The 22344-nt window shown below is 59.7% G+C and carries 8 protein-coding genes; 6 read left to right on the forward strand and 2 right to left on the reverse strand.

The features are described from left to right. Positions 1-103 precede the first annotated feature (103 nt). The 3 genes from metC (at position 104) to AC1MEE_RS04700 (ending at position 5937) form a co-directional block, all read left to right on the forward strand. Positions 104-2869 carry a cystathionine beta-lyase gene (gene metC / locus AC1MEE_RS04690; RefSeq protein WP_480414101.1) on the forward strand — a complete coding sequence of 922 codons (2766 nt, stop codon included), beginning with the start codon at positions 104-106 and terminating at the stop codon, positions 2867-2869. 85 nt (positions 2870-2954) lie between these two features. Then, positions 2955-4193 (forward strand): ISL3 family transposase, encoded by a 1239-nt coding sequence (locus tag AC1MEE_RS04695; RefSeq protein WP_480410596.1) that lies wholly within the window; start codon positions 2955-2957, stop codon positions 4191-4193. A 976-nt stretch (positions 4194-5169) separates the two neighbouring features. Further along, on the forward strand, positions 5170-5937 hold the full coding sequence (locus tag AC1MEE_RS04700; RefSeq protein ID WP_480414102.1) for a SapC family protein: 768 nt from the start codon (positions 5170-5172) through the stop codon (positions 5935-5937). Between the two features lie 218 nt (positions 5938-6155). On the opposite strand, the gene AC1MEE_RS04705 is transcribed toward AC1MEE_RS04700, so the two are convergent. Continuing rightward, positions 6156-7223: an IS630 family transposase gene (locus AC1MEE_RS04705; RefSeq protein WP_480414103.1), complete on the reverse strand. Its 1068-nt coding sequence runs from the start codon at positions 7221-7223 to the stop codon at positions 6156-6158. Between the two features lie 347 nt (positions 7224-7570). Between AC1MEE_RS04705 and AC1MEE_RS04710 the strand changes: the two genes are divergently transcribed. The 3 genes from AC1MEE_RS04710 (at position 7571) to AC1MEE_RS04720 (ending at position 20739) form a co-directional block, all read left to right on the forward strand. Further along, complete coding sequence (locus AC1MEE_RS04710; RefSeq protein WP_480414104.1) at positions 7571-7867, forward strand: hypothetical protein; 297 nt, start codon at positions 7571-7573, stop codon at positions 7865-7867. Between the two features lie 21 nt (positions 7868-7888). Then, positions 7889-20269, forward strand: a complete 12381-nt coding sequence (locus AC1MEE_RS04715) for a hypothetical protein (protein WP_480414106.1) — start codon at positions 7889-7891, stop codon at positions 20267-20269. A gap of 302 nt (positions 20270-20571) precedes the next feature. Next, a complete protein-coding gene (locus AC1MEE_RS04720; protein ID WP_480414107.1) occupies positions 20572-20739 on the forward strand; it encodes a hypothetical protein in 168 nt (55 codons plus the stop codon). 69 nt (positions 20740-20808) lie between these two features. Here the strand turns inward: AC1MEE_RS04720 and AC1MEE_RS04725 are convergent, their stop codons facing one another. Further along, complete coding sequence (locus tag AC1MEE_RS04725) at positions 20809-22047, reverse strand: ISL3 family transposase (RefSeq protein ID WP_480412973.1); 1239 nt, start codon at positions 22045-22047, stop codon at positions 20809-20811. Positions 22048-22344 lie beyond the last annotated feature (297 nt).

The raw sequence follows: 22344 nt of genomic DNA on the forward strand, positions 1-22344 counted from the left end.
CAGCTCCTACAGGGCCCAGTTTGCTGCGCGACAGCGCGGCGTCGAAGACGGGGCAGACCCTTCTACAGGGAATGTGGTTACAACAAACTCAAACGGAACTCCCATGACCTCAATCATCACCCCACGGCAACTGCAGCAATGGCTATTCGACGGGCAGGAAATTGCCCTGTTCGATGTGCGTGAGCACGGCCAATATGGCGAAGCGCACCTGTTCCATGGGGTGAATCTGCCCTACAGCCGACTGGAATTGGAAGTCCGCCGACTGGCACCCAACCCTGCCGTGCGCCTGGTGATCTACGACCAGAATGGCGGCGAGCTGGCAGTCCGTGCCGCCCAGCGCTTGCAAACGCTGGGCTACAGCCACATCAGCATCCTTGAGGGGGGCGCTGACGGCTGGCAGGCGGCGGGTCTGCGATTGTTCGCTGGCGTGCATGTGCCGTCCAAGGCCTTTGGCGAGTTGGTCGAACAGGCCAGCGCCACGCCGCATATCAGCGCCCTTGAACTGGCCGACTGGCAAGCCCGTGGCGAACCGCTGGTGCTGCTCGACGGCCGACCGTTCGACGAATACCGCAAGATGACCATCCCCGGTTCCATCTGCTGCCCCAACGGCGAGCTGGGTTATCGCCTGCGCGATCTGCTGCCGGATGAGCAGACGCCCATCGTGATCAACTGTGCCGGCCGCACCCGCAGCATCATCGGCGCACAAACCCTGATCAACCTCGGGGTGAAAAACCCGGTGTATGCGCTGGAGAACGGCACCCAAGGCTGGTTTCTCGCTGATCTGCCGCTGGAACACGGCAGCACCCGGCGCTACACAGACACGACATCGCCCTCTGGGCTCGCCCAACAACGGCTTGCCGCACAGCGGTTGGCCGAGCGTGCCGGGGTAAAAACGGTGAGTGCGGCGCAGGTTGAGACGTGGGCTGAAGACAGCCAGCGCAGTCTGTTTTTGTGTGACGTGCGCACTGCCGAAGAATTTGCCGCCGGCAGTCTGTCCGGTGCGCAACACACGCCAGGCGGACAGTTGATTCAATCAACTGATCTGTACGTCGGTGTGCGTCAGGCGCGTTTGGTGTTGATTGATTCTGATGGTGTAAGGGCGCCGATTGTTGCCAGCTGGCTGAAACAGTTGGGTCACGATGCGTATGTGTTGGCCGAAGGTGTGAACAGTGGTTTGTCATTGCCGCTGGTGGAGGCTGTAGAGCGTCCGGCACTGGCAACCATCGATGCGTTGGCCTTGGCCGACGCGTTGAAAGACAAGGCCGTGGCGCTGATCGATCTGCGCCCGAGCATGGCCTGGCGCAAGGCGCATATCGACGGCTCGCGTTGGTCGATTCGCCCATTGTTGGTTGCGACTCTGGCGGATGAGCAGCGTCCCTTGGTGGTGGTGGCTGATGATCTGTCTGTCGCGCAACTGGCGGCGCTGGAGCTCAGCGACATTCAACGCGATCAACTGCGCCTGCTCAACGGCGGGATTCCAGCCTGGCAAAAAGCGGGTCTGCCGCTGGTTGAAGACCCGGCCAACCCAGCGAACGAACAGTGCATCGACTTCCTGTTCTTCACCCACGATCGCCACTCCGGCAACAAGGACGCCGCGCGTCAGTATCTCGCCTGGGAAACCGGTTTGCTGGGGCAGATGACCGACAGCGAAGTGAACAGCCTCAAACCGCTGTCCGACAAAGCGGCTCAGCGTCAGGCGCAAAACGCCCAGGTGCGCACCCGTCTGGTCCACGCCGCACGTACCGTCAAAGGCGGTGGCGGGCGAGCGGTGAACGTTCCCGTCACGCGTCTGAGCACGGTGCTGTTCGATAACCTCCAGCAAATGCGCGACGCCCGCACCCGTCGCGATCATGAGCGGGTGCTGAGTTACGGCGCCCGGGGCAATCCCACCGCGTTTGCCCTGGAAGATCTGGTCACCGAACTGGAAGGCGGTTATCGCACGCGTTTGTTTGCCACCGGCCTTGCTGCTGTGGCGCAGACCTTTCTCGCCTACTTGCGCCCCGGCGATCATGTGCTGATCACCGATGCGGTGTACTGGCCGGTGCGGCGTCTGGCGCAAGACTTTCTCGAGCCCTTCGGCATTCAGGTGAGCTACTTCGCCGCCGATGGTCAGGGGCTGGAAGCGCAGTTGCAAGCCAACACGCGGATGGTCTACAGCGAAGTGCCGGGTTCGTTGCTCTACGAGTTGAGCGATCTACCGGCCATTGCCGCCCTGTGCAAACCGCGAGGCATTCTGCTGGCGGTGGACAACACCTGGGGCTCGGGCTATCTGTATCGGCCGCTGACCCTGGGCGCGGATATTTCGATCATGGCCCTGACCAAATACCTGTGTGGTCACAGCGATGTGGTCATGGGCAGCGTTTGCACCCGCGAAGAGGTCTGGCAGCCGTTGTCACGGATGAGCGACAGTTTCGGCACCACCGTCAGCCCGGACGACGCCTATCTGGTCCTGCGCGGCGCACGCACACTGGCGCCACGGCTGGAAGTGCATGAACGTCAGGCGCTGGAAGTCGCCCATTGGCTACAGGCGCAGCCGCAGGTCAAGCAGGTGTTCCATCCAGCCTTGCCCGACCATCCCGGCAACGCACTGTGGAAACGTGACTTCACCGGCAGCAACGGACTGCTGTCCTTTGAATTCGCCGACGCTGATCCTCGTCAACTGGAACGTTTTATCGGCGCCCTGACGTTGTTCGGCCTCGGCGCATCATGGGGCGGTTATGAAAGCCTGGTCACCGTCGCCGACGTCAGCGCCCATAGCAGCGCCGATCGAATACTTAACCCGGTGTTGAGGTTGCACATCGGGCTGGAAGACGTGGGCGCGTTGATCGAGGATTTGCGGCGTGGGTTTGAAGCGTGTCTGGGAGAATAATTGCCTCAAGCCATTCGCAGGCAAGCCTGACTCTTATCAAACAAGGGGCTTCACCGTTTTGAGTGGGTAATCTATTCTCCTCCCCATGAGAGATATTGATTTATATGCCCAAATTCTTGGGCTCCAGGCACCGTGGAAAGTGGTCGCAGTTAACCTTGACCGTGCGTTGGGGCAAGTCGTTGTCGGCGTTGGAGTATCTGATGCTGCTGCGTTCACCTGTCCGCAATGTGGCCTGCACGCTTCGCGTTATGACAAACGCAAACGTCGTTGGCGGCATCTTGATACGTGTCAGTTCGTGACCATTCTAGAGGCTGAGGTGCCCAGAGTTCATTGCGCCGAGCATGGCGTGGTGACTGTCGAGGTCCCGTGGGCAGACGCTGGTTCAGGTTTCACCTTGATGTTTGAAGCATTGGTGATCAACTGGATCCAGGAAGCCAGTATTCAGGCGGTCTCGCGTCAACTCCAGACAAGCTGGGGCAGCATTGACCGGATCATGGCTCGCGCCGTCAGACGCGGATTGGCGCGTCGAAAACCGTTATCACCGACCCAGATATGTGTGGACGAGACTTCGTTTCAAAAGCGTCGCGAGTACGTCACCGTGGTGACCGACCCCGCAACGGGTCAGGTCTTGCATGTGGAAGACGGCAATCTCACCCAGAGCCTGGAAGCGTTTTATACGAAGCTCAATAGCGACCAGAAGCAAGCTATTACGGGCGTTTCGATGGATATGTGGCCCGCCTTTATCAGCGCGACCCAGCGTCATATTCCGGATGCCATGCACAAAATAGCGTTCGACAAGTTCCATGTGGCCAAGCTGTTGAGTGAGGCGCTGGACAGGGTGCGTCATATGGAGAACCGCGAGTTGCTAAAGGCAGGCTCCACGGTGCTCAAGAACACGAAATACGTCTGGCTTAAGCGGGCCGAAAACATGACCGAGCGGCAACAGGCAACCTTCGAGTCGTTGCGAGAGGGTTCGTTGCGTACAGCCAAAGCTTGGGCGATCAAGGATCTGGCCATGCAGTTGTGGCGAGGTAAGGATCGGGATGAGGTCGAACAACAGTGGAACCACTGGCTGGAATGGGCCTTGAACAGTGGGCTGCCACCGATGTGGAAAGTCGCCAAAACGATCAAGCGACGACTGTGGGGCATCGTCAACGCCATCGTGTTGAACCTGCATAACGGCCATGCAGAAAGCATGAACGCACGCATTCAACGGCTCAAGCAACGCTCTTGCGGGTTTCGAAATCGGGAGCGTTTTCGCAATGCCATTTACTTTCATTTTGGTGGTTTGGATTTATACCCGGAACGTCTCCAAAACTCATAACACCCACTTGATCCGGTGAAGCCCCTCAAACAACCTGTAACTGATTGAAATATAATAAGTTAATTTTCTAAAATCTGTAGGAGCTGACTTGTCTGCGATCGGCTGCGAAGCAGTCGTAGATGGGCTGGACACGATATCGCTGGAAGGTCCTTCGTGTCGGACGCGACCCCGGCCTTTCGCAGACAAGTCAGCTCCTATGCCCTTCGGGCAGAATCGAGCCCCAGTTTGCTGCGCGACAGCGCAGCGTCGAAGACGCGGCGAGGCCTCTTATCAAACAGCCTGTAACTGGTTGAAATATAATAAGTTAATTTTCTAAAATCTGTAGGAGCTGACTTGTCTGCGATCGGCTGCGAAGCAGTCGTAGATGGGTTGGACACGATATCGCTGGAAGGTCCTTCGTGTCGGACGCGACCCCGGCCTTTCGCAGACAAGTCAGCTCCTACGCCCTTCGGGCAGAATCGAGCCCCAGTTTGCTGCGCGACAGCGCAGCGTCGAAGACGCGGCGAGGCCTCTTATCAAACAACCTGTAAGTGATTGAAATATAGAAACTGAACTTTCGAAAAACTGTAGGAGCTGACTTGTCTGCGATCGGCTGCGAAGCAGTCGTAAATGGGCTGGACACGATATCGCTGGAAGGTCCTTCGTGTCGGACGCGACCCCGGCCTTTCGCAGACAAGTCAGCTCCTACGCCCTCCGGGCAGAATCGAGCCCGAGTTTGCTGCGCGACAGCGCAGCGTCGAAGACGGGGCGGCGTCTCCTACAGAATAAGCGTCGAGCACAAAATCTGTGGGAGTCAGGCTTGCCTGCGAACGGGTCGACTCGGTTTCAATCTAAAACGCCTCGACCGACGTAGCGCCGGCAGAATTTTGCCGAGCGCAGTGGGGAGCTGGTCGGGGTTTAGCGTTAAACTCGAACGCTTGCCGAGGCCGGTCATATCCCTTAGTCGCTTGGTAACGTCTCACATACGAGTTTTCAGATGCCTACTTACGCCGCCATTAGTCATGAACTACATCGTAACAAGCGCTGGTTGCGCCACACATCGTTAGCTTTTTCCAGGACTGATACCGTCGCACCCCTGTTCGTGAATGAATTGGCTGCGGCCGTACAAGCCATGCCGATAGCCTTTGTCAAACAAGAGCAAGGCTTTGTATTGGTTGTCGTTATGGGCCTGAAGCCAGGAGAGAATTTGTTGGTCTCGGCAGAGGGGAAATGGCTGGCAGAGTACATGCCCGTCACTTACCGCAGCAGTCCTTTCGAGTTGCTCGCCGTCACAGGCCTGGAAGGCCAACAGGTTTTGTGTATTGATGAGGACCGTGTCACCGACGGTGCAGAGGGTGAGCCGTTTTTTAATGAAAATGGTGAAGTCACAGAAGCCATCAGTGAGATTTTCAAGCTGGTGAAGCAGTTCAATGCGAGCCGCCAGCTGACCCAAAATATTTGTGCCGTGTTAGCGGAGCATGGCTTGATAAGCCCATGGAAAATAGTCCTGAATAACGGAGTCGAGGAACAGTCTGTTGCGGGACTTTATAAGATCGATGAAGCGGTATTGAACACCTTGTCCGATGGGGCGTTTCTGGCGTTGCGCCAGGCAGGTGCCTTGCCGGTGGTGTATTGCCAGCTTTTGTCCATGCAGAAAATTGATGCCTTGGCCCAACGGATTCAACCGCCTAAAGCAGAGCCTTCAACCAAGGCGGAAGAGCCAGGCGTTCATAGCGAGACCTTCGATTTTTCGGGTTTGTATTAGGGTGCGTTCTCAATAACTGACAGTCGCGCCGTCGCCCCGCAAAGAATGAGGCACGGTCATCAGATAAGGTTTCCGGGGCTAGGCCCTGCGGGTTGAAACTGTGATCGCGCCAGGCTGCGTTGCGGGACTTGAAGAGGCAATAAGCATCTCCTGCGTCCCGCGTCTTGCCTGACACAATCACAGTTCCAACGCGATCTGCCATTTATTGAGAACGCACCCTAAGCACAAAGATTTTTACCTGAAATTCGCCCCGACGATTCAGCCGTCTTGTTCCACCTGAAGGGCTTGGCCGAAAGGTCATTGTGGGCCTCGATAAACTGACCAATAGCCGCTTTCAGTTCGGGCACGCTGGTGAAGACACCAGGACACAGTGCCCGACTTTCCAGCTGCGTAAACCAGCCTTCCACTGCGTTCAGCCACGAAGCACTGGTTGGCGTGAAGTGCAGCTTGAAACGCGGGTGCTTCTCCAACCATTGCTTGATGGCCGGCGTTTTGTGCGTCGAGCTGTTGTCCAGGATGACATGCAGGTCAAGCTCTGCGGGCGTAGCGTGGTCGATCTGTTGCAGGAAGGCCAGGAACTCTTTGGCTCGGTGGCGTTGGGTTATCCGCCCGATAACCTGGCCTGTCAGGATGTCAAAAGCGGCATACAGACTGGCGGTGCCGTGGCGTTTGTAATCATGCGTGCGTCGCTCGATCTGACCGGGGCGTAGCGGCAACATCGGTTGTGTGCGGTCCAGTGCCTGGATCTGGGTTTTCTCATCAACCGACAGCACGATGGCGTTATCCGGCGGGTTCAGATAAAGCCCGACTACATCGACGACCTTATCGGCAAAATGCGGATCATTGCTGATCGTGAACGTCTTCAAATGATGGGGTTTAAGGTCGGAAGCAGCCCAGGCCTGTCGCACCTGCCAAGCCGTAACGGCGGCATACTTGGCCATCAGGCGCACACTCCAATGCGTCGCCTCACGAGGCACGTGCTGGGTTGTCAGCGTAAGAATTTCCTTCATCTTTTGAGTGCTGAGCTTGCGAGGCTGGCCACTTCGAGGCAGGTCGTTCAAGCCCTCAAGACCCGCCTCCAGATAGCGCTTTCGCCATTTGAACACCACAGGTGCCGAGATCTGGAGCTGATGGCTGACGTCTTTGGGCGTTAATCCATCAGCCAGCAGCAACAGAATTTTGGCCCGCTGCCCAAGACGTTGTGCCAACGAGCCGATCTGCGACCAGCCTTGTAGTGTGGCGTGGTCAGCTGGCGTTAAAACAAATGGGGCGGCGGGCTTGGGCATGCGCACTACTGCTCAGTGAGGTCGACGTCTGGTTGGTATATCGACAGGCTGTTAGATAAACGAACTACACACTCGGCACTTAGATAAACGAATTACACACTCGGTACTTACACCCTGTGGGCTTTTATTCCCTGGATTCAGGCTGGGGAAAGACGGTATAGCAGTACGCTTGACGCGACAACTACTTGAAAAGCGTCGCGTTGGAAAAATTTTTCAGCGCCTGGATTCTTTATTTATTTTCTTATGTTAGATTTGGTCCAAATAAATACTGCGCTTTGAGTTTGACGTCAATTTCGTAACAGAAATATTCTGAATTTTCAGGGAGGACTATTGGAATAATCGATCTGTTGAGTGCGTCAAAATCAGGTCGTGCCGTATTTTCGCAAAAAATCGTTGCCGCATTTTTGGGTAGCATTCGAGGGGATCTCTCCCTGAAATGTGCTCAAAAACAAGGCTCAAAAATTCAGTTTTGCACCAATAATGGCACCAATAATGGCGCCTATTTTGCGCTGATAATGGCACCCATAATGGCAGCCAGGCCGCGTCCGCACTACGTTTCACAAAATCATGAAGCAGGCAGCCGGCCCCTGGTGGCCTGGTATACGAAAGCATTCGGTCGCTCAAGCGGCTCAAATTTTAATTAATTTGTATTCAGGGAAAATTTAATGGCTAACATTACGGTTGCGGCGGCGCTACTCTCCAGTGCCAGTGGACTGGCGATTTCGGATACAAAAGCGAACGTCTTCTTGATTGCCAATCTAGCCAGCCTTCAGGCGAAAAATGGCCAGATTACAAGCATTACGCTGACTGACGCGGTACCCGGTACGGCTACTGTCACGGCAGCGCAGCTGGTCGCCGACGCAGCCGTTTTGGGCAAGATCACCAACACCAACTACACCCTGGCCGTCACCGGTACCCTCACTGAGGCTCAGGCGGTAACGCTGCAAGGTACAACTAATGCGCTCACCCAAGTGCTCCCGCGCATCGCGGCCCATGGGCTGACGATAGTCGACACCGCTGCCAACCTGGTAACGCTGAGTGGCTTGGGCGCCACGACATTCCTGACCAATCAAAATGCCACCGTTACCGGCGCGGCGAATATTGCGCAGCTTAATGCCATTCGGACAGCCGCCGGATCGACAAGCGTGATTACCGCGAACACCATCAGCGACACCGTCGCCAACCTGATCAGTGGCACGACGGTCAATAGTTTCGTGAAGCCCGGCGTCGCCGTGACGGTGACGGACGTCGCCACAATCGCCCAATTGACGGCGATCCGTGCTGCCGACACGACTGGCGCGCTCACCTATACCAGCATTAGCGACACGGTCGCTAACCTGATCAGCGGCACGACGGTCAATAGTTTCGTGAAGCCTGGCGTCGCCGTGACTGTGACAAGCGCCGCCACGATCGCCCAGTTGACGGCGATCCATGCTGCCGACACGACTGGAGCGCTAACCGCTACCAGCATCAGCGACACGGTCGCCAACCTGATCAGCGGCACGACGGTCAATAGTTTCGTGAAGGCCGGCGTCGCCGTGACGGTGACAAACGTCGCCACAATCGCCCAATTGACGCTGATCGATGCTGCCAATACGACTGGAGCGGTAACCGCTACCAGCATCAGCGACACGATCGCCCACCTGGTCAGCGGCACGACGGTCAATAGTTTCGTGACGCCCGGCGTCGCCGTGACGGTGACAGGCGCCGCCACGATCGCCCAATTGACGGCGATCCAGACTGCCGACTCGACTGGAACGCTAACCTATACCAGCATCACCGACACGATCGCCCACCTGATCACCGGCACGACGGTCAATAGTTTGGTGAAGGCCGGCATCGCCGTGACGGTGACAGGCGCCGCCACGATCGCCCAGTTGACGGCGATTCAGGCTGCCGAGACGACTGGAACGCTGACCTATACCAGCATCAGCGATACGGCGGCCAACATTCTGCTAAACGCCGCCGCTACGGGTTCCCTCGTCACCAACAGCAAAACAACGACGTTGGTTGTGAGCGACAGCATCGACAATGTTGCAGCTAACCTCACTGCACTGCTGGCGTTGAAATCCTCCGCACGTACTGTCACGGCTAACATTACCGGGACGGCGGCTGACCTGCTGGATACCAGCAACGCGGCTGCCTTGTCTCTGGAAAGCACCGTTACGCTGGTCGCCGGCACCCTCACAGACAATGTGGTGACAGTCGGACAAGCGACCAAGCTCGAAGGCATGAAGGGCTTCAACAGCGCCGGTTTACTGACTATCTCCGACAAAGTGGCCAATCTGACTTCCAGCGCTGCGCAGGCGATGATTCAGAAGGCCGTCATTGCTGGCGGCGTTACTGTCGTCGTGTCCGACAGCGCCAAGGTCACCGTAGCAACCGCTAAGATTCTGACGGCGATTCACGCCCAGCTAGCGCTTACAGATGTGAACGCACAGCCCGTAACACTGACGATTTCGGACACGGCTGCCAATATTCATCTCAACCTGTCTGCCCTGGCTATGGCAACCACGGTCGCCATCACCGGCAATCTGGTAGCGGCCGATGTTGCCAACCTGACCGCCGATCTTAACAACTCCGCCAACTCGGTTTTTGCAGGCAAGCTGAACCTGAGTGGGGCGACGATTACCAGCGGCAACGAGACGGTCGGCCAAATCACCACACTGTTGAATGCTCACTATGTGGGGCCGTATACGCTGTCGGACACGGCGGCTAATCTGCTGTCATCCAGCAATTCTGCCAGCGTGACAGGGGCGGCCCATATTTATGTCAGTGGCGTGCTGTTGGCGGCCGACATCGCCAGCCTGCAGGCGTCGCCGGTCTTTGCCACCGCGAACCTGAGCCTGGCGACGAATACCCCGACGGGCCTGACTATCGCGCAAGCCGTATGGGCCAGCAGCCACAAATTGGCGCACTACGGCTTGACGGCAACCGCAGCTGATCTGCTCAACCCGGCCAACGTATCCGCCTTGAGCGGCGCCTCCTCTGTCGCCTTGTTGGGCAGCGATGGCACTGCAAACACGGTCACCGTGGCCCAGGCACTGAAGCTGGAAACGCTGGCGAGCTTCACCGCCGCCTCCGGCACCCTGACCATTTCCGACACGGTAGCCAACCTGACTGCCGCGTCGATGACCAAGGCGATCGCTTTCGGCGGTTTGCATTCCCCCACCGTTCAAGTCAACACTAACGCAACGGTCTCTGTCGCCACCCTAAACACGCTGAGCGCGATCCACGCCACAGCAGGCAGCGGTGTCGCACTGGTCCTGCAAGACACTACGGCCAATGTGCTCGCTAGTGGGGTGATCGTGGCCGTCGAGGCCCGCATCAATGCGATGCAGTTGTCAGGCCTGACGCTGACCGGCTCCCTGACCGGCGCCAACCTGACTGCCCTGGTCAGCCTCGTTAGTGCCGTGCACGTTGACGGTTTTGCCGTCAACCTCACGCATGCCTCGATCACCGGCACGCTGACTGTGGTACAAGCGGCCCTGGCGGTGAATGGCGGTTACACAGGTGGCTACTCAATCACCGACTCGGCTACCAATGTACTGAATGTACTGGACGCTTCGCCGCTTGTTATTTCCGGCGCCTCGACCATTTTTGTCTCCGGCCTGGCATCGGCAACGCAGTTTGAAGCATTGCTGGATGCAAGCACTACTGCCGCCAAGTTCAACCTCGCCAGCCTGACGATCAACACCGCCACGGCGGCCCAGTTGCTCGACCCGTCCATCGCCTCGCACCTTGCGACCACGGTGACCGTGACCATCGACTCGAGCGCACCGGAGAGCAACGTTGTAACGGTGGCTGAAGCTGCTCAGCTGGAACACATCCGTGGCTTTAGCTCCGGCGGTCATCTGACCATCAGCGACACCGTAAGCAACCTGACTTCGCATGCAGGCGTGGCGGCGATCGCCGCAGCTGGCGGTCATAACGCTATCGTTATCAGTGACGGCGCCATCGTCAACGCATCCACCGCCGCCGCATTGGCAGCGCTGGGCGCCAGCGTCACGATGGCCGACGGCGAGACCCTGACCGTAGTCGACACCACCGCGCATATCGCCGCTCTTGGTTCGGCTGCCCTGATCTTGGCGACGTCGATACAGGTGAATGCAGCGTCGGCTGCACTGGCCGACTACAACGCCGCAGTGTCGGCGCTGCACAGCCATGCAAATGGTTCTGTCGTACTGCCGGCTTCGTTGAAGCCGATCACGCTGGATTTGTCGATCGTTAGCGGTAACCCGGACTACCTGGCGGCGCTGGAGGCAGCGGGCGACACGTTCCAGATCACCACCACGCAGGCGAATTACAGCGCGGCGATGTTGGCGCTGGATGGCTACGTGCATGGCAGCGTCGTGCTGAGCTCCGGCGAAACCGTGACGTTGACCTTTGCTGATTTCACCGGCACCAACAACGCGGGCTATGTGCAGTCGCTGGAAGCGGCGGGGGATACCCTCCATCTGACAGCGGCTTCGACTTCGCTGGCCGACTACAACGCCGCAGTGTCAGCGCTGCACGGCTATGCCAATGGCTCCGTCGTGATGCCGGCGGCATCGCCAGTCACGCTGACTTACAACGATTTCACCAGCACCGCCAACGCGGCCTATATCGTGTTGCTGAAAGCGACGACTAGCCCCATCACCCTCATCGCCACCTCGATGTCGCTGACTGATTACAATGCGGCGGTGAGCGCTCTTGGCGCCTACGACCACGGCTCCGTTGTGCAGGTCCCTGGATTCTCGGCGCCGATCACCCTCAGCTATGGCGACTTCGTCCACAATCCTGGCTATGTGACTGCGCTGGAACATGCCTGGACTGGTGACGGTACGATCATTGATGTAACCGCCGCGTCGGATTCGCTGGGGGATTACACCGCGCTGACCAGCTATATCGCGACTAATCACTACGCGCAGGTTTCGGTCGTAGTGCCGTCGTCGGCGACACCGGTAACCTTGACCTATAGCGTTTTCTCGGGCAATGCCTCGTATGTGGCTGCTATGGGTGTCGCAGGCAATAGCATGACCGTCACGGGGGTTTCGGCCGCGAATGCTGCGACCGTGGAACATACTGCTGGGGTGGTTTCGTACTCGATCAGCGATACGGCGGCGGCTTTGCTGGCCCATGCGAGCGATGCTGCCGTACTCGCGGCTTCCTCGATCAGCCTGACGGCCAATGTGACCGGGCTGTCGGTGGCGGATGCGCTGACACTCTTTGGTAGCGGTACTGGCGATCTGCACGTAGCGCTCAATGGATACACCTACACAGTTAGCGACAACGCCACGGCGCTTGCTGGCGCCGCTGCTTCGCTGTTGGGCAATGCTACGGCGGTGACGGCGTTGGGTACGGCGACCGCTGCGCAGGCGACGACCATCTACACCGGCAACCATGCAGCGACGTTTGCGACGATCTCCGACACGGCTAGCGCATTGGCGGCAGTGAATGCCACGGCGCTGGGCAATGCGACGGCGGTGACGGCGACGGGTACGGCGACCGCTGCCCAAGCGACGACCATCTACACCGGTAACGCTGCGGCAACGTTTGCGACGATCTCCGACACGGCCGCTGCACTTGCGGCAGTCAACGCCACGGCGCTGGGCCATGCGGCGACAGTGCTGGCAACAGGCACGACCAATGCCGCCGATGCGACGTCCTTGTACACCGCCTTGAACGCGGCGACATTTGCGACGATCAGCGACACGGCCGCTGCACTTGCAGCAGTGAACGCCACGGCCCTGGGCCATGCGGCGACAGTGACGGCGACGGGTACGGCGACTGCTGCGCAGGCGACAACCATCTACACCGGCAACGCTGCGGCAACATTTGCGACGATCTCCGACACGGCTGCTGCCCTTGCGGCAGTGAACGCTACGGCCCTGGGCCACGCGGCGACAGTGCTGGCAACAGGCACGACCAATGCCGCCGATGCGACGTCCTTGTACTCTGTCTTGAGCACGGCGACGTTTACGACTATCTCCGACACGGCTGCTGCACTTGCAGCAGTGAACGCCACGGCGCTGGGCCATGCGGCGACAGTGACGGCGACGGGTACGGCGACCGCTGCACAGGCGACGACCATCTACACCGGTAACGCTGCGGCAACGTTTGCGACGATCTCCGACACAGCCGCTGCCCTTGCGGCAGTGAACACCACGGCGCTGGGCCATGCGACGACAGTGACGGCGTCGGGTACGGCGACTGCTGCACAGGCGACGACCATCTACACCGGTAACGCTGCGGCGACGTTTGCGACGATCTCCGATACGGCCAGCGCACTTGCGGCAGTGAACGCCGTGGCGCTGGGTCATGCGGCGACAGTGACGGCGACGGGTACGGCGACAGCTGCGCAGGCGACGTCCTTGTACACCGCCTTGAACTCGGCGACATTTGCGACGATCTCCGACACGGCCGCTGCCCTTGCGGCAGTCAACGCTACGGCCCTGGGCCATGCGGCGACAGTGACGGCGACGGGTACGGCGACCGCTGCACAGGCGACGACCATCTACACCGGTAACGCTGCGGCAACGTTTGCAACGATCAGCGACACGGCCTCTGCCCTTGCGGCAGTCAACGCCACGGCCCTGGGCCATGCGGCGACAGTGCTGGCAACAGGCACGACCAATGCCGCCGATGCGACGTCCTTGTACACCGTCTTGAGCACGGCGACGTTTACGACGATCTCTGACACAGCCGCTGCACTTGCGGCAGTGAATGCTACGGCGCTGGGCCATGCTGCGGCGGTGACGGCGACAGGTACGGCAACAGCCGCACAGGCGGCGACGATCTACACCGGCAACCATGCGGCGACGTTTGCAACGATCTCTGACACGGCCGCTGCACTTGCGGCAGTCAACGCTGTGGCCCTGGGTCATGCGGGGACAGTGACGGCGACGGGTACGGCGACAGCCGCCGAGGCGGCGACGATCTACACCGGTAACGCTGCGGCAACGTTTGATACGATCTCCGACACGGCCGCTGCCCTTGCGGCAGTCAACGCTGTGGCGCTGGGTCATGCAGCGACAGTGACGGCGACGGGTACGGCGACCGCTGCGCAGGCAACGGCCATCTACACCGGCAACATTGCGGCGACGTTTGACACGATCTCCGACACGGCCGCTGCCCTTGCGGCAGTGAACGCTGTGGCGCTGGGCAATGCGGGGACAGTGACGGCGGCGGGTACGGCGACCGCTGCACAGGCGACGACCATCTACACCGGTAACGCTGGGGCAACGTTTGATACGATCTCCGACACGGCCGCTGCCCTTGCGGCAGTGAACGCCACGGCGCTGGGCGATGCGACGACAGTGACGGCGACGGGTACGGCGACTGCTGCGCAGGCGACGACCATCTATACCGGCAACAATGCGGCGACGTTTGCGACGATCTCCGACACGGCCGCTGCCCTTGCGGCAGTGAACGCCACGGCGCTGGGCGATGCGGCGACAGTGACGGCGACGGGTACGGCGACCGCTGCACAGGCGACGACCATCTACACCGGTAACGCTTTGGCGACGTTTGCAACGATCAGCGACACGGCCGCTGCCCTTGCGGCAGTCAACGCCACGGCGCTGGGCCATGCGGCGACAGTGACGGCGACGGGCACAGCGACCGCTGCGCAGGCAACGACCATCTACACCGGTAACGCTGCGGCAACATTCGCGACGATCTCCGACACGGCCGCTGCACTTGCGGCAGTCAACGCTACGGCCCTGGGCCATGCGACGACAGTGCTGGCAACGGGCACGACCAATGCCGTCGATGCGACGTCCTTGTACGCTGTCTTGAGCACGGCGACATTTGCGACGATCAGCGACACAGCCGCTGCCCTTGCGGCAGTCAACGCTACGGCGCTGAGCCATGCGGCGACAGTGACGGCGACGGGTACGGCGACCGCTGCACAGGCGACGACCATCTACACCGGTAACGCTTTGGCGACGTTTGCAACGATCTCCGACACAGCCGCTGCACTTGCGGCAGTCAACGCTGTGGCGCTGGGCCATGCGGCGACAGTGACGGCGACGGGTACGGCGACCGCTGCACAGGCGACGGCCATCTACACCGGTAACGCTGGGGCAACGTTTGCGACGATCTCCGACACGGCCGCTGCTCTTGCGGCAGTGAACGCTACGGCCCTGGGCCATGCGACGACAGTGACGGCGACGGGTACGGCGACCGCTGCACAGGCGACGACCATCTACACCGGTAACGCTTTGGCGACGTTTGCAACGATCAGCGACACGGCCGCTGCCCTTGCGGCAGTCAACGCTGCGGCGCTGGGCCATGCGACGACAGTGCTGGCAACGGGCACGACCAATGCCGCCGATGCGACGTCCTTGTACACCGCCTTGAACGCGGCGACGTTTGCAGCGATCAGCGACACGGCCGCTGCCCTTGCGGCAGTGAACGCCACGGCGCTGAGCCATGCGGCGACAGTGACGGCGACGGGTACGGCGACCGCTGCGCAGGCGACGACCATCTACACCGGCAACGCTGCGGCAACATTTGCGACGATCTCCGACACGGCTGCTGCCCTTGCGGCAGTCAACGCTACGGCCCTGGGCCACGCGGCGACAGTGCTGGCAACAGGCACGACCAATGCCGCCGATGCGACGTCCTTGTACACCGTCTTGAACGCGGCAACGTTTGCGACGATCTCCGACACAGCCGCTGCACTTGCGGCAGTTAACGCTGTGGCGCTGGGCCATGCAGCGACAGTGACGGCGACGGGTACGGCGACCGCTGCACAGGCGACGACCATCTACACCGGTAACGCTGCGGCAACGTTTGCGACGATCTCCGACACAGCCGCTGCCCTTGCGGCAGTGAACACCACGGCGCTGGGCCATGCGACGACAGTGACGGCGTCGGGTACGGCGACTGCTGCACAGGCGACGACCATCTACACCGGTAACGCTGCGGCGACGTTTGCGACGATCTCCGATACGGCCAGCGCACTTGCGGCAGTGAACGCCGTGGCGCTGGGTCATGCGGCGACAGTGACGGCGACGGGTACGGCGACAGCTGCGCAGGCGACGTCCTTGTACACCGCCTTGAACTCGGCGACATTTGCGACGATCTCCGACACGGCCGCTGCCCTTGCGGCAGTCAACGCCGTGGCGCTGGGCCATGCGGCGACAGTGACGGCGACGGGTACAGCGACCGCTGCACAGGCGACGACCATCTACACCGGCAACAATGCGGCGACGTTTGCAACGATCAGCGACACGGCCTCTGCCCTTGCGGCAGTCAACGCCACGGCCCTGGGCCATGCGACGACAGTGCTGGCAACGGGCACGACCAATGCCGCCGATGCGACGTCCTTGTACACCGTCTTGAGCACGGCGACGTTTACGACGATCTCTGACACAGCCGCTGCACTTGCGGCAGTGAATGCTACGGCGCTGGGCCATGCTGCGGCGGTGACGGCGACAGGTACGGCAACAGCCGCCGAGGCGGCGACGATCTACACCGGCAACCATGCGGCGACGTTTGCAACGATCTCTGACACGGCCGCTGCACTTGCGGCAGTCAACGCTGTGGCCCTGGGTCATGCGGGGACAGTGACGGCGACGGGTACGGCGACAGCCGCCGAGGCGACGACCATCTACACCGGTAACGCTGCGGCGACGTTTGCAACGATCTCTGACACGGCCGCTGCACTTGCGGCAGTCAACGCTGTGGCCCTGGGTCATGCGGGGACAGTGACGGCGACGGGTACGGCGACAGCCGCCGAGGCGACGACCATCTACACCGGTAACGCTGCGGCAACGTTTGATACGATCTCCGACACGGCCGCTGCCCTTGCGGCAGTCAACGCTGTGGCGCTGGGTCATGCAGCGACAGTGACGGCGACGGGTACGGCGACCGCTGCGCAGGCAACGGCCATCTACACCGGCAACATTGCGGCGACGTTTGACACGATCTCCGACACGGCCGCTGCCCTTGCGGCAGTGAACACTGTGGCGCTGGGCAATGCGGGGACAGTAACAGCGACGGGTACGGCGACCGCTGCACAGGCGACGACCATCTACACCGGTAACGCTGGGGCAACGTTTGATACGATCTCCGACACGGCCGCTGCCCTTGCGGCAGTCAACGCCACGGCGCTGGGCGATGCGACGACAGTGACGGCGACGGGTACGGCGACTGCTGCGCAGGCGACGACCATCTATACCGGCAACGCTGCGGCAACGTTTGCGACGATCTCCGGCACGGCCTCTGCCCTTGCGGCAGTCAACGCTACGGCGCTGGGCCATGCGGCGACAGTGCTGGCAACGGGCACGACCAATGCCGCCGATGCGACATCTTTGTACGCTGTCTTGAACGCGGCGACGTTTGCAGCGATCAGCGACACGGCCGCTGCACTTGCGGCAGTGAATGGCACGGCGCTGGGCCATGCGGCGACAGTGACGGCGACGGGTACGGCGACCGCTGCACAGGCGACGACCATCTACACCGGTAACCATGCGGCGACGTTTGCGACGATCTCCGACACGGCCGCTGCCCTTGCGGCAGTCAACGCTACGGCCTTGGGCCATGCGGCGACAGTGACGGCGTCGGGTACAGCGACCGCTGCTCAGGCGACGACCATCTACACCGGTAACGCTTTGGCGACGTTTGGGACGATCAGCGACACGGCTGCTGCCCTTGCGGCAGTGAACGCTGTGGCGCTGGGCCATGCAACGACAGTGACGGCGACGGGTACGGCGACCGCTGCACAGGCGACGACCATCTACACCGGTAACGCTGGGGCAACGTTTGCGACGATCTCCGACACGGCTACTGCCCTTGCGGCAGTCAACGCCGCGGCCCTGGGCCATGCGGCGACAGTGACGGCGACGGGTACGGCGACCGCTGCACAGGCGACGACCATCTACACCGGTAACGCTTTGGCGACGTTTGCGACAATCTCCGACACGGCCAGCGCACTTTTGGCAGTGAACGTCACGGCGCTGGGCCATGCGGCGACAGTGCTGGCAACGGGTACGACCAATGCAGCCGATGCGACGTCCTTGTACACCGCCTTGAACGCGGCGACATTTGCGACGATCAGCGACACGGCCGCTGCACTTGCGGCAGTGAACGCCACGGCGCTGGGCCATGCGGTGACAGTGACGGCGACGGGTACAGCGACCGCTGCACAGGCGACGACCATCTACAACGGTAACCATGCGGCGACCTACAGCATAAGTGACACAGCCTCGAACATTCTGAGCCTTGGCACTGCATCGTCGGTGGGTCATGCGACGGCAGTGACGGTTAGCGATGCGGCGATTGATGTCGCGACGGCTCACTCGATCCATGCCTGGAACGCCACGGCGAGCTACAGCATCAGCGATACAGCGGTGGATTACGCTTCGACCAGTGGCACGCTGACTACCAACGCGGGGGCCTTGATTTCCGGGACGAACGTGACGGTTACCACCTCCGCCGATATAGCGCAGTTGTATGCGATCAAGTCGGCGATTGGCAGCGGTACGCTGGCGGCGTCGGGCGGTGTCAGCGACAGTGCGGCGGCTTACGCATCGGCTAGTGGCACGCTGACCACCGATGCTTCGGCTCTGGCCAGCGGTATGAACGCGACGGTCACCGGCCTCGCCGACCTGGCGCAATTGGCAGCTATCCAGACCGCGATCGGTAGCGGCACCCTGACCAACAACGGCGTAAGCGACACAGCGGCAGACTTGTTCACAAGCGGCGGTGTACTTAGCGACGTACTTAACGCTAGCGCCTTAACTTATCTGGTGCATGGGGAGAATGTGACGCTGACCGGCAACGGCATCAACGCACCCGACCTGGCGCAGTTGCAAGCGGTTAAGCAAGCAATCGGCAGCGGCACGCTGACCTACACAGCCGTTAGTGACACCTATACCAATCTGCACTTGAATTCCAATGCCTTTGTGACGGGTGCGGTCAATATTACTGTGACAGATCAGCGGAGCATCGCCGATCTGGTCAGCATCCAGTCGGAGACAACCGGGACAGTCACGGCCGTGAGCATTTACGACACGGCAGCTAATGTGCAGGCGACTCCGGGCTTTGTGAAGGGTGGCGTCACCACGCTCACGCTTCACGATACGGCAGCGCATTTGCTGAACTCGGCTTATACAACAGCTGTCGGCGAGGCGAGTTTCATGAATATCGACGTGGGTGTAGGTGATACCGTTAGCGCGGGTAATCTGCAGACGTTGGAGTCGGAAGCCACGCTCAACTCGGTCAATGGCGGTGTTAACGCACTGACCATCGCCGATACGGTCAGCAACTTGAACTCTGCGATAACAAACATTAATGCCATCTCGGGAGTGGCAGCCCCGGTTGTGCAGGTATCCCAGGCGTCGACGGTATCGGCAGCCGTCTCGGAAGCGTTCTATACCAACTACGCCAGCGGCGAGACAACGTTCGGTGTTAATACTATCGCAGCCGGCGCTAACCACAGTTACAGCGCAAGCGGATCAAGTTCCATCATCATCAGTGACTCGGTCGGGAATGTCCTCAATGCGGCCAACTTCGGGGGTGAGCAGATTGCACATGCCATCGATATCACCGGATCGGTCACCAGCGGATATATCACCTCGCTGATGACACTGAACACTAGTCTGAGTGCTGCTGCTTCTCATGTTCTTGGTGGAAATGTCCCCACCTTTGACTTGAGTGCGGCGACCTTGTCGATGTCGACGCTGACTGGCGCGCAGGTGGGGTTCTTGACCGCTACTGGCGGTGCGACCAGCACGGCTGCAATGACCGTGACCAACGTCATCGCGGACGTTGATCTGGCGTCGGTATCCAACGCGAGCACGATCAACCTCAACATGGGAGTAGCGACCGGGACGTCGGTTACCGTGAGTAATGCCAATACCGCGACCGGTTTTGTTCTTAATCTGACCGGCATGACGGGGGAGATCAACAACCACCTTACGGCAGATTTAGCTACTGGCCATGGCTACTCGTATCACGATGTCACAGGGGGGCTGGATATCCAGGTCGGCTCGGTTGATGTCGTGCTGGTGGGTATGTCCGTTGCTTCTCATGCTGGACTGACTATCACGAGCTAAGTCGTGTCGTCAGTGGGTTCTGGCCTTGTAACCCGGACGAAGCCGCAAGGCGGAGTCCGGGTGAAGCCTGCAAAACGTCAAAGCCTCGCCCCTCACAAGGGGGCTGGCTGTAGCGTTTAAATATTGAAAGTAAAGTGGTAAATCATTCAGAACCCGCGTGGCCATTGGCTTTCGCGGGTTTTTTTATGCGCCCAACATGTGCGTAATTCTGGAGGTGGAAATCCTCCCGTAAGTGGGCAGCAGAGCTGGTCGTTGAATGTCTAGCAAGAGGAGTCGGCAGTGCCCGTGAATGGGCTTTACGTATGAACAAGGCAGTGCTCATCGCACTGCGCGAAGACGGGGCGGGATCTCTTGTCAGATTATTTTCTGACGTACCGAATCAACTGTGGGAGCAGGCTTGCCTGCGAAGAAGCCAGTCGCCCAAAGATGATCTTCCTGGCCTGTGGGATTATCTGACACTGGTCGATTGATTCGCAGCGGGACGCGTAGTTGCAAGCCTGCTCTTATCAAATAGGGGGCTTCACCGGATCAAGTGGGTGTTATGAGTTTTGGAGACGTTCCGGGTATAAATCCAAACCACCAAAATGAAAGTAAATGGCATTGCGAAAACGCTCCCGATTTCGAAACCCGCAAGAGCGTTGCTTGAGCCGTTGAATGCGTGCGTTCATGCTTTCTGCATGGCCGTTATGCAGGTTCAACACGATGGCGTTGACGATGCCCCACAGTCGTCGCTTGATCGTTTTGGCGACTTTCCACATCGGTGGCAGCCCACTGTTCAAGGCCCATTCCAGCCAGTGGTTCCACTGTTGTTCGACCTCATCCCGATCCTTACCTCGCCACAACTGCATGGCCAGATCTTTGATCGCCCACGCTTTGGCTGTACGCAACGAACCCTCTCGCAACGACTCGAAGGTTGCCTGTTGTCGCTCAGTCATGTTCTCAGCCCGCTTGAGCCAGACGTATTTCGTGTTCTTGAGCACCGTGGAGCCGGCCTTTAACAACTCGCGGTTCTCCATATGACGCACTCTGTCCAGCGCCTCACTCAACAGCTTGGCCACATGGAACTTGTCGAACGCTATTTTGTGCATGGCATCCGGAATATGACGCTGGGTCGCGCTGATAAAGGCGGGCCACATATCCATCGAAACGCCCGTAATAGCTTGCTTCTGGTCGCTATTGAGCTTCGTATAAAACGCTTCCAGGCTCTGGGTGAGGTTGCCGTCTTCCACATGCAAGACCTGACCCGTTGCGGGGTCGGTCACCACGGTGACGTACTCGCGACGCTTTTGAAACGAAGTCTCGTCCACACATATCTGGGTCGGTGATAACGGTTTTCGACGCGCCAATCCGCGTCTGACGGCGCGAGCCATGATCCGGTCAATGCTGCCCCAGCTTGTCTGGAGTTGACGCGAGACCGCCTGAATACTGGCTTCCTGGATCCAGTTGATCACCAATGCTTCAAACATCAAGGTGAAACCTGAACCAGCGTCTGCCCACGGGACCTCGACAGTCACCACGCCATGCTCGGCGCAATGAACTCTGGGCACCTCAGCCTCTAGAATGGTCACGAACTGACACGTATCAAGATGCCGCCAACGACGTTTGCGTTTGTCATAACGCGAAGCGTGCAGGCCACATTGCGGACAGGTGAACGCAGCAGCATCAGATACTCCAACGCCGACAACGACTTGCCCCAACGCACGGTCAAGGTTAACTGCGACCACTTTCCACGGTGCCTGGAGCCCAAGGATTTGGGTGTATAAATCGATATCTCTCATGGGGAGGAGAATAGATTACCCACTCAAAACGGTGAAGCCCCTCAAATAGCCTGTAACTTGTTGAAATATAATAAGTTAATTTTCTAAAATCTGTAGGAGCTGACTTGTCTGCGATCGGCTGCGAAGCAGTCGTAAATGGGCTGGACACGATATCGCTGGAAGGTCCTTCGTGTCGGACGCGACCCCGGCCTTTCGCAGACAAGTCAGCTCCTACGCCCTCCGGGCAGAATCGAGCCCCAGTTTGCTGCGCGACAGCGCAGCGTCGAAGACGCGGCGAGGCCTCCCATCAAACAATGC

This window comes from Pseudomonas sp. ASL3, assembly GCF_056680425.1.

Coding starts and splice junctions, on each gene's coding strand:
- metC (WP_480414101.1), top strand. CDS start 104: ATGACCTCAATCATCACCCCACGGCAACTGCAGCAATGGCTATTCGAC.
- AC1MEE_RS04695 (WP_480410596.1), top strand. CDS start 2,955: ATGAGAGATATTGATTTATATGCCCAAATTCTTGGGCTCCAGGCACCG.
- AC1MEE_RS04700 (WP_480414102.1), top strand. CDS start 5,170: ATGCCTACTTACGCCGCCATTAGTCATGAACTACATCGTAACAAGCGC.
- AC1MEE_RS04705 (WP_480414103.1), bottom strand. CDS start 7,223: ATGCCCAAGCCCGCCGCCCCATTTGTTTTAACGCCAGCTGACCACGCC.
- AC1MEE_RS04715 (WP_480414106.1), top strand. CDS start 7,889: ATGGCTAACATTACGGTTGCGGCGGCGCTACTCTCCAGTGCCAGTGGA.
- AC1MEE_RS04720 (WP_480414107.1), top strand. CDS start 20,572: ATGAACAAGGCAGTGCTCATCGCACTGCGCGAAGACGGGGCGGGATCT.
- AC1MEE_RS04725 (WP_480412973.1), bottom strand. CDS start 22,047: ATGAGAGATATCGATTTATACACCCAAATCCTTGGGCTCCAGGCACCG.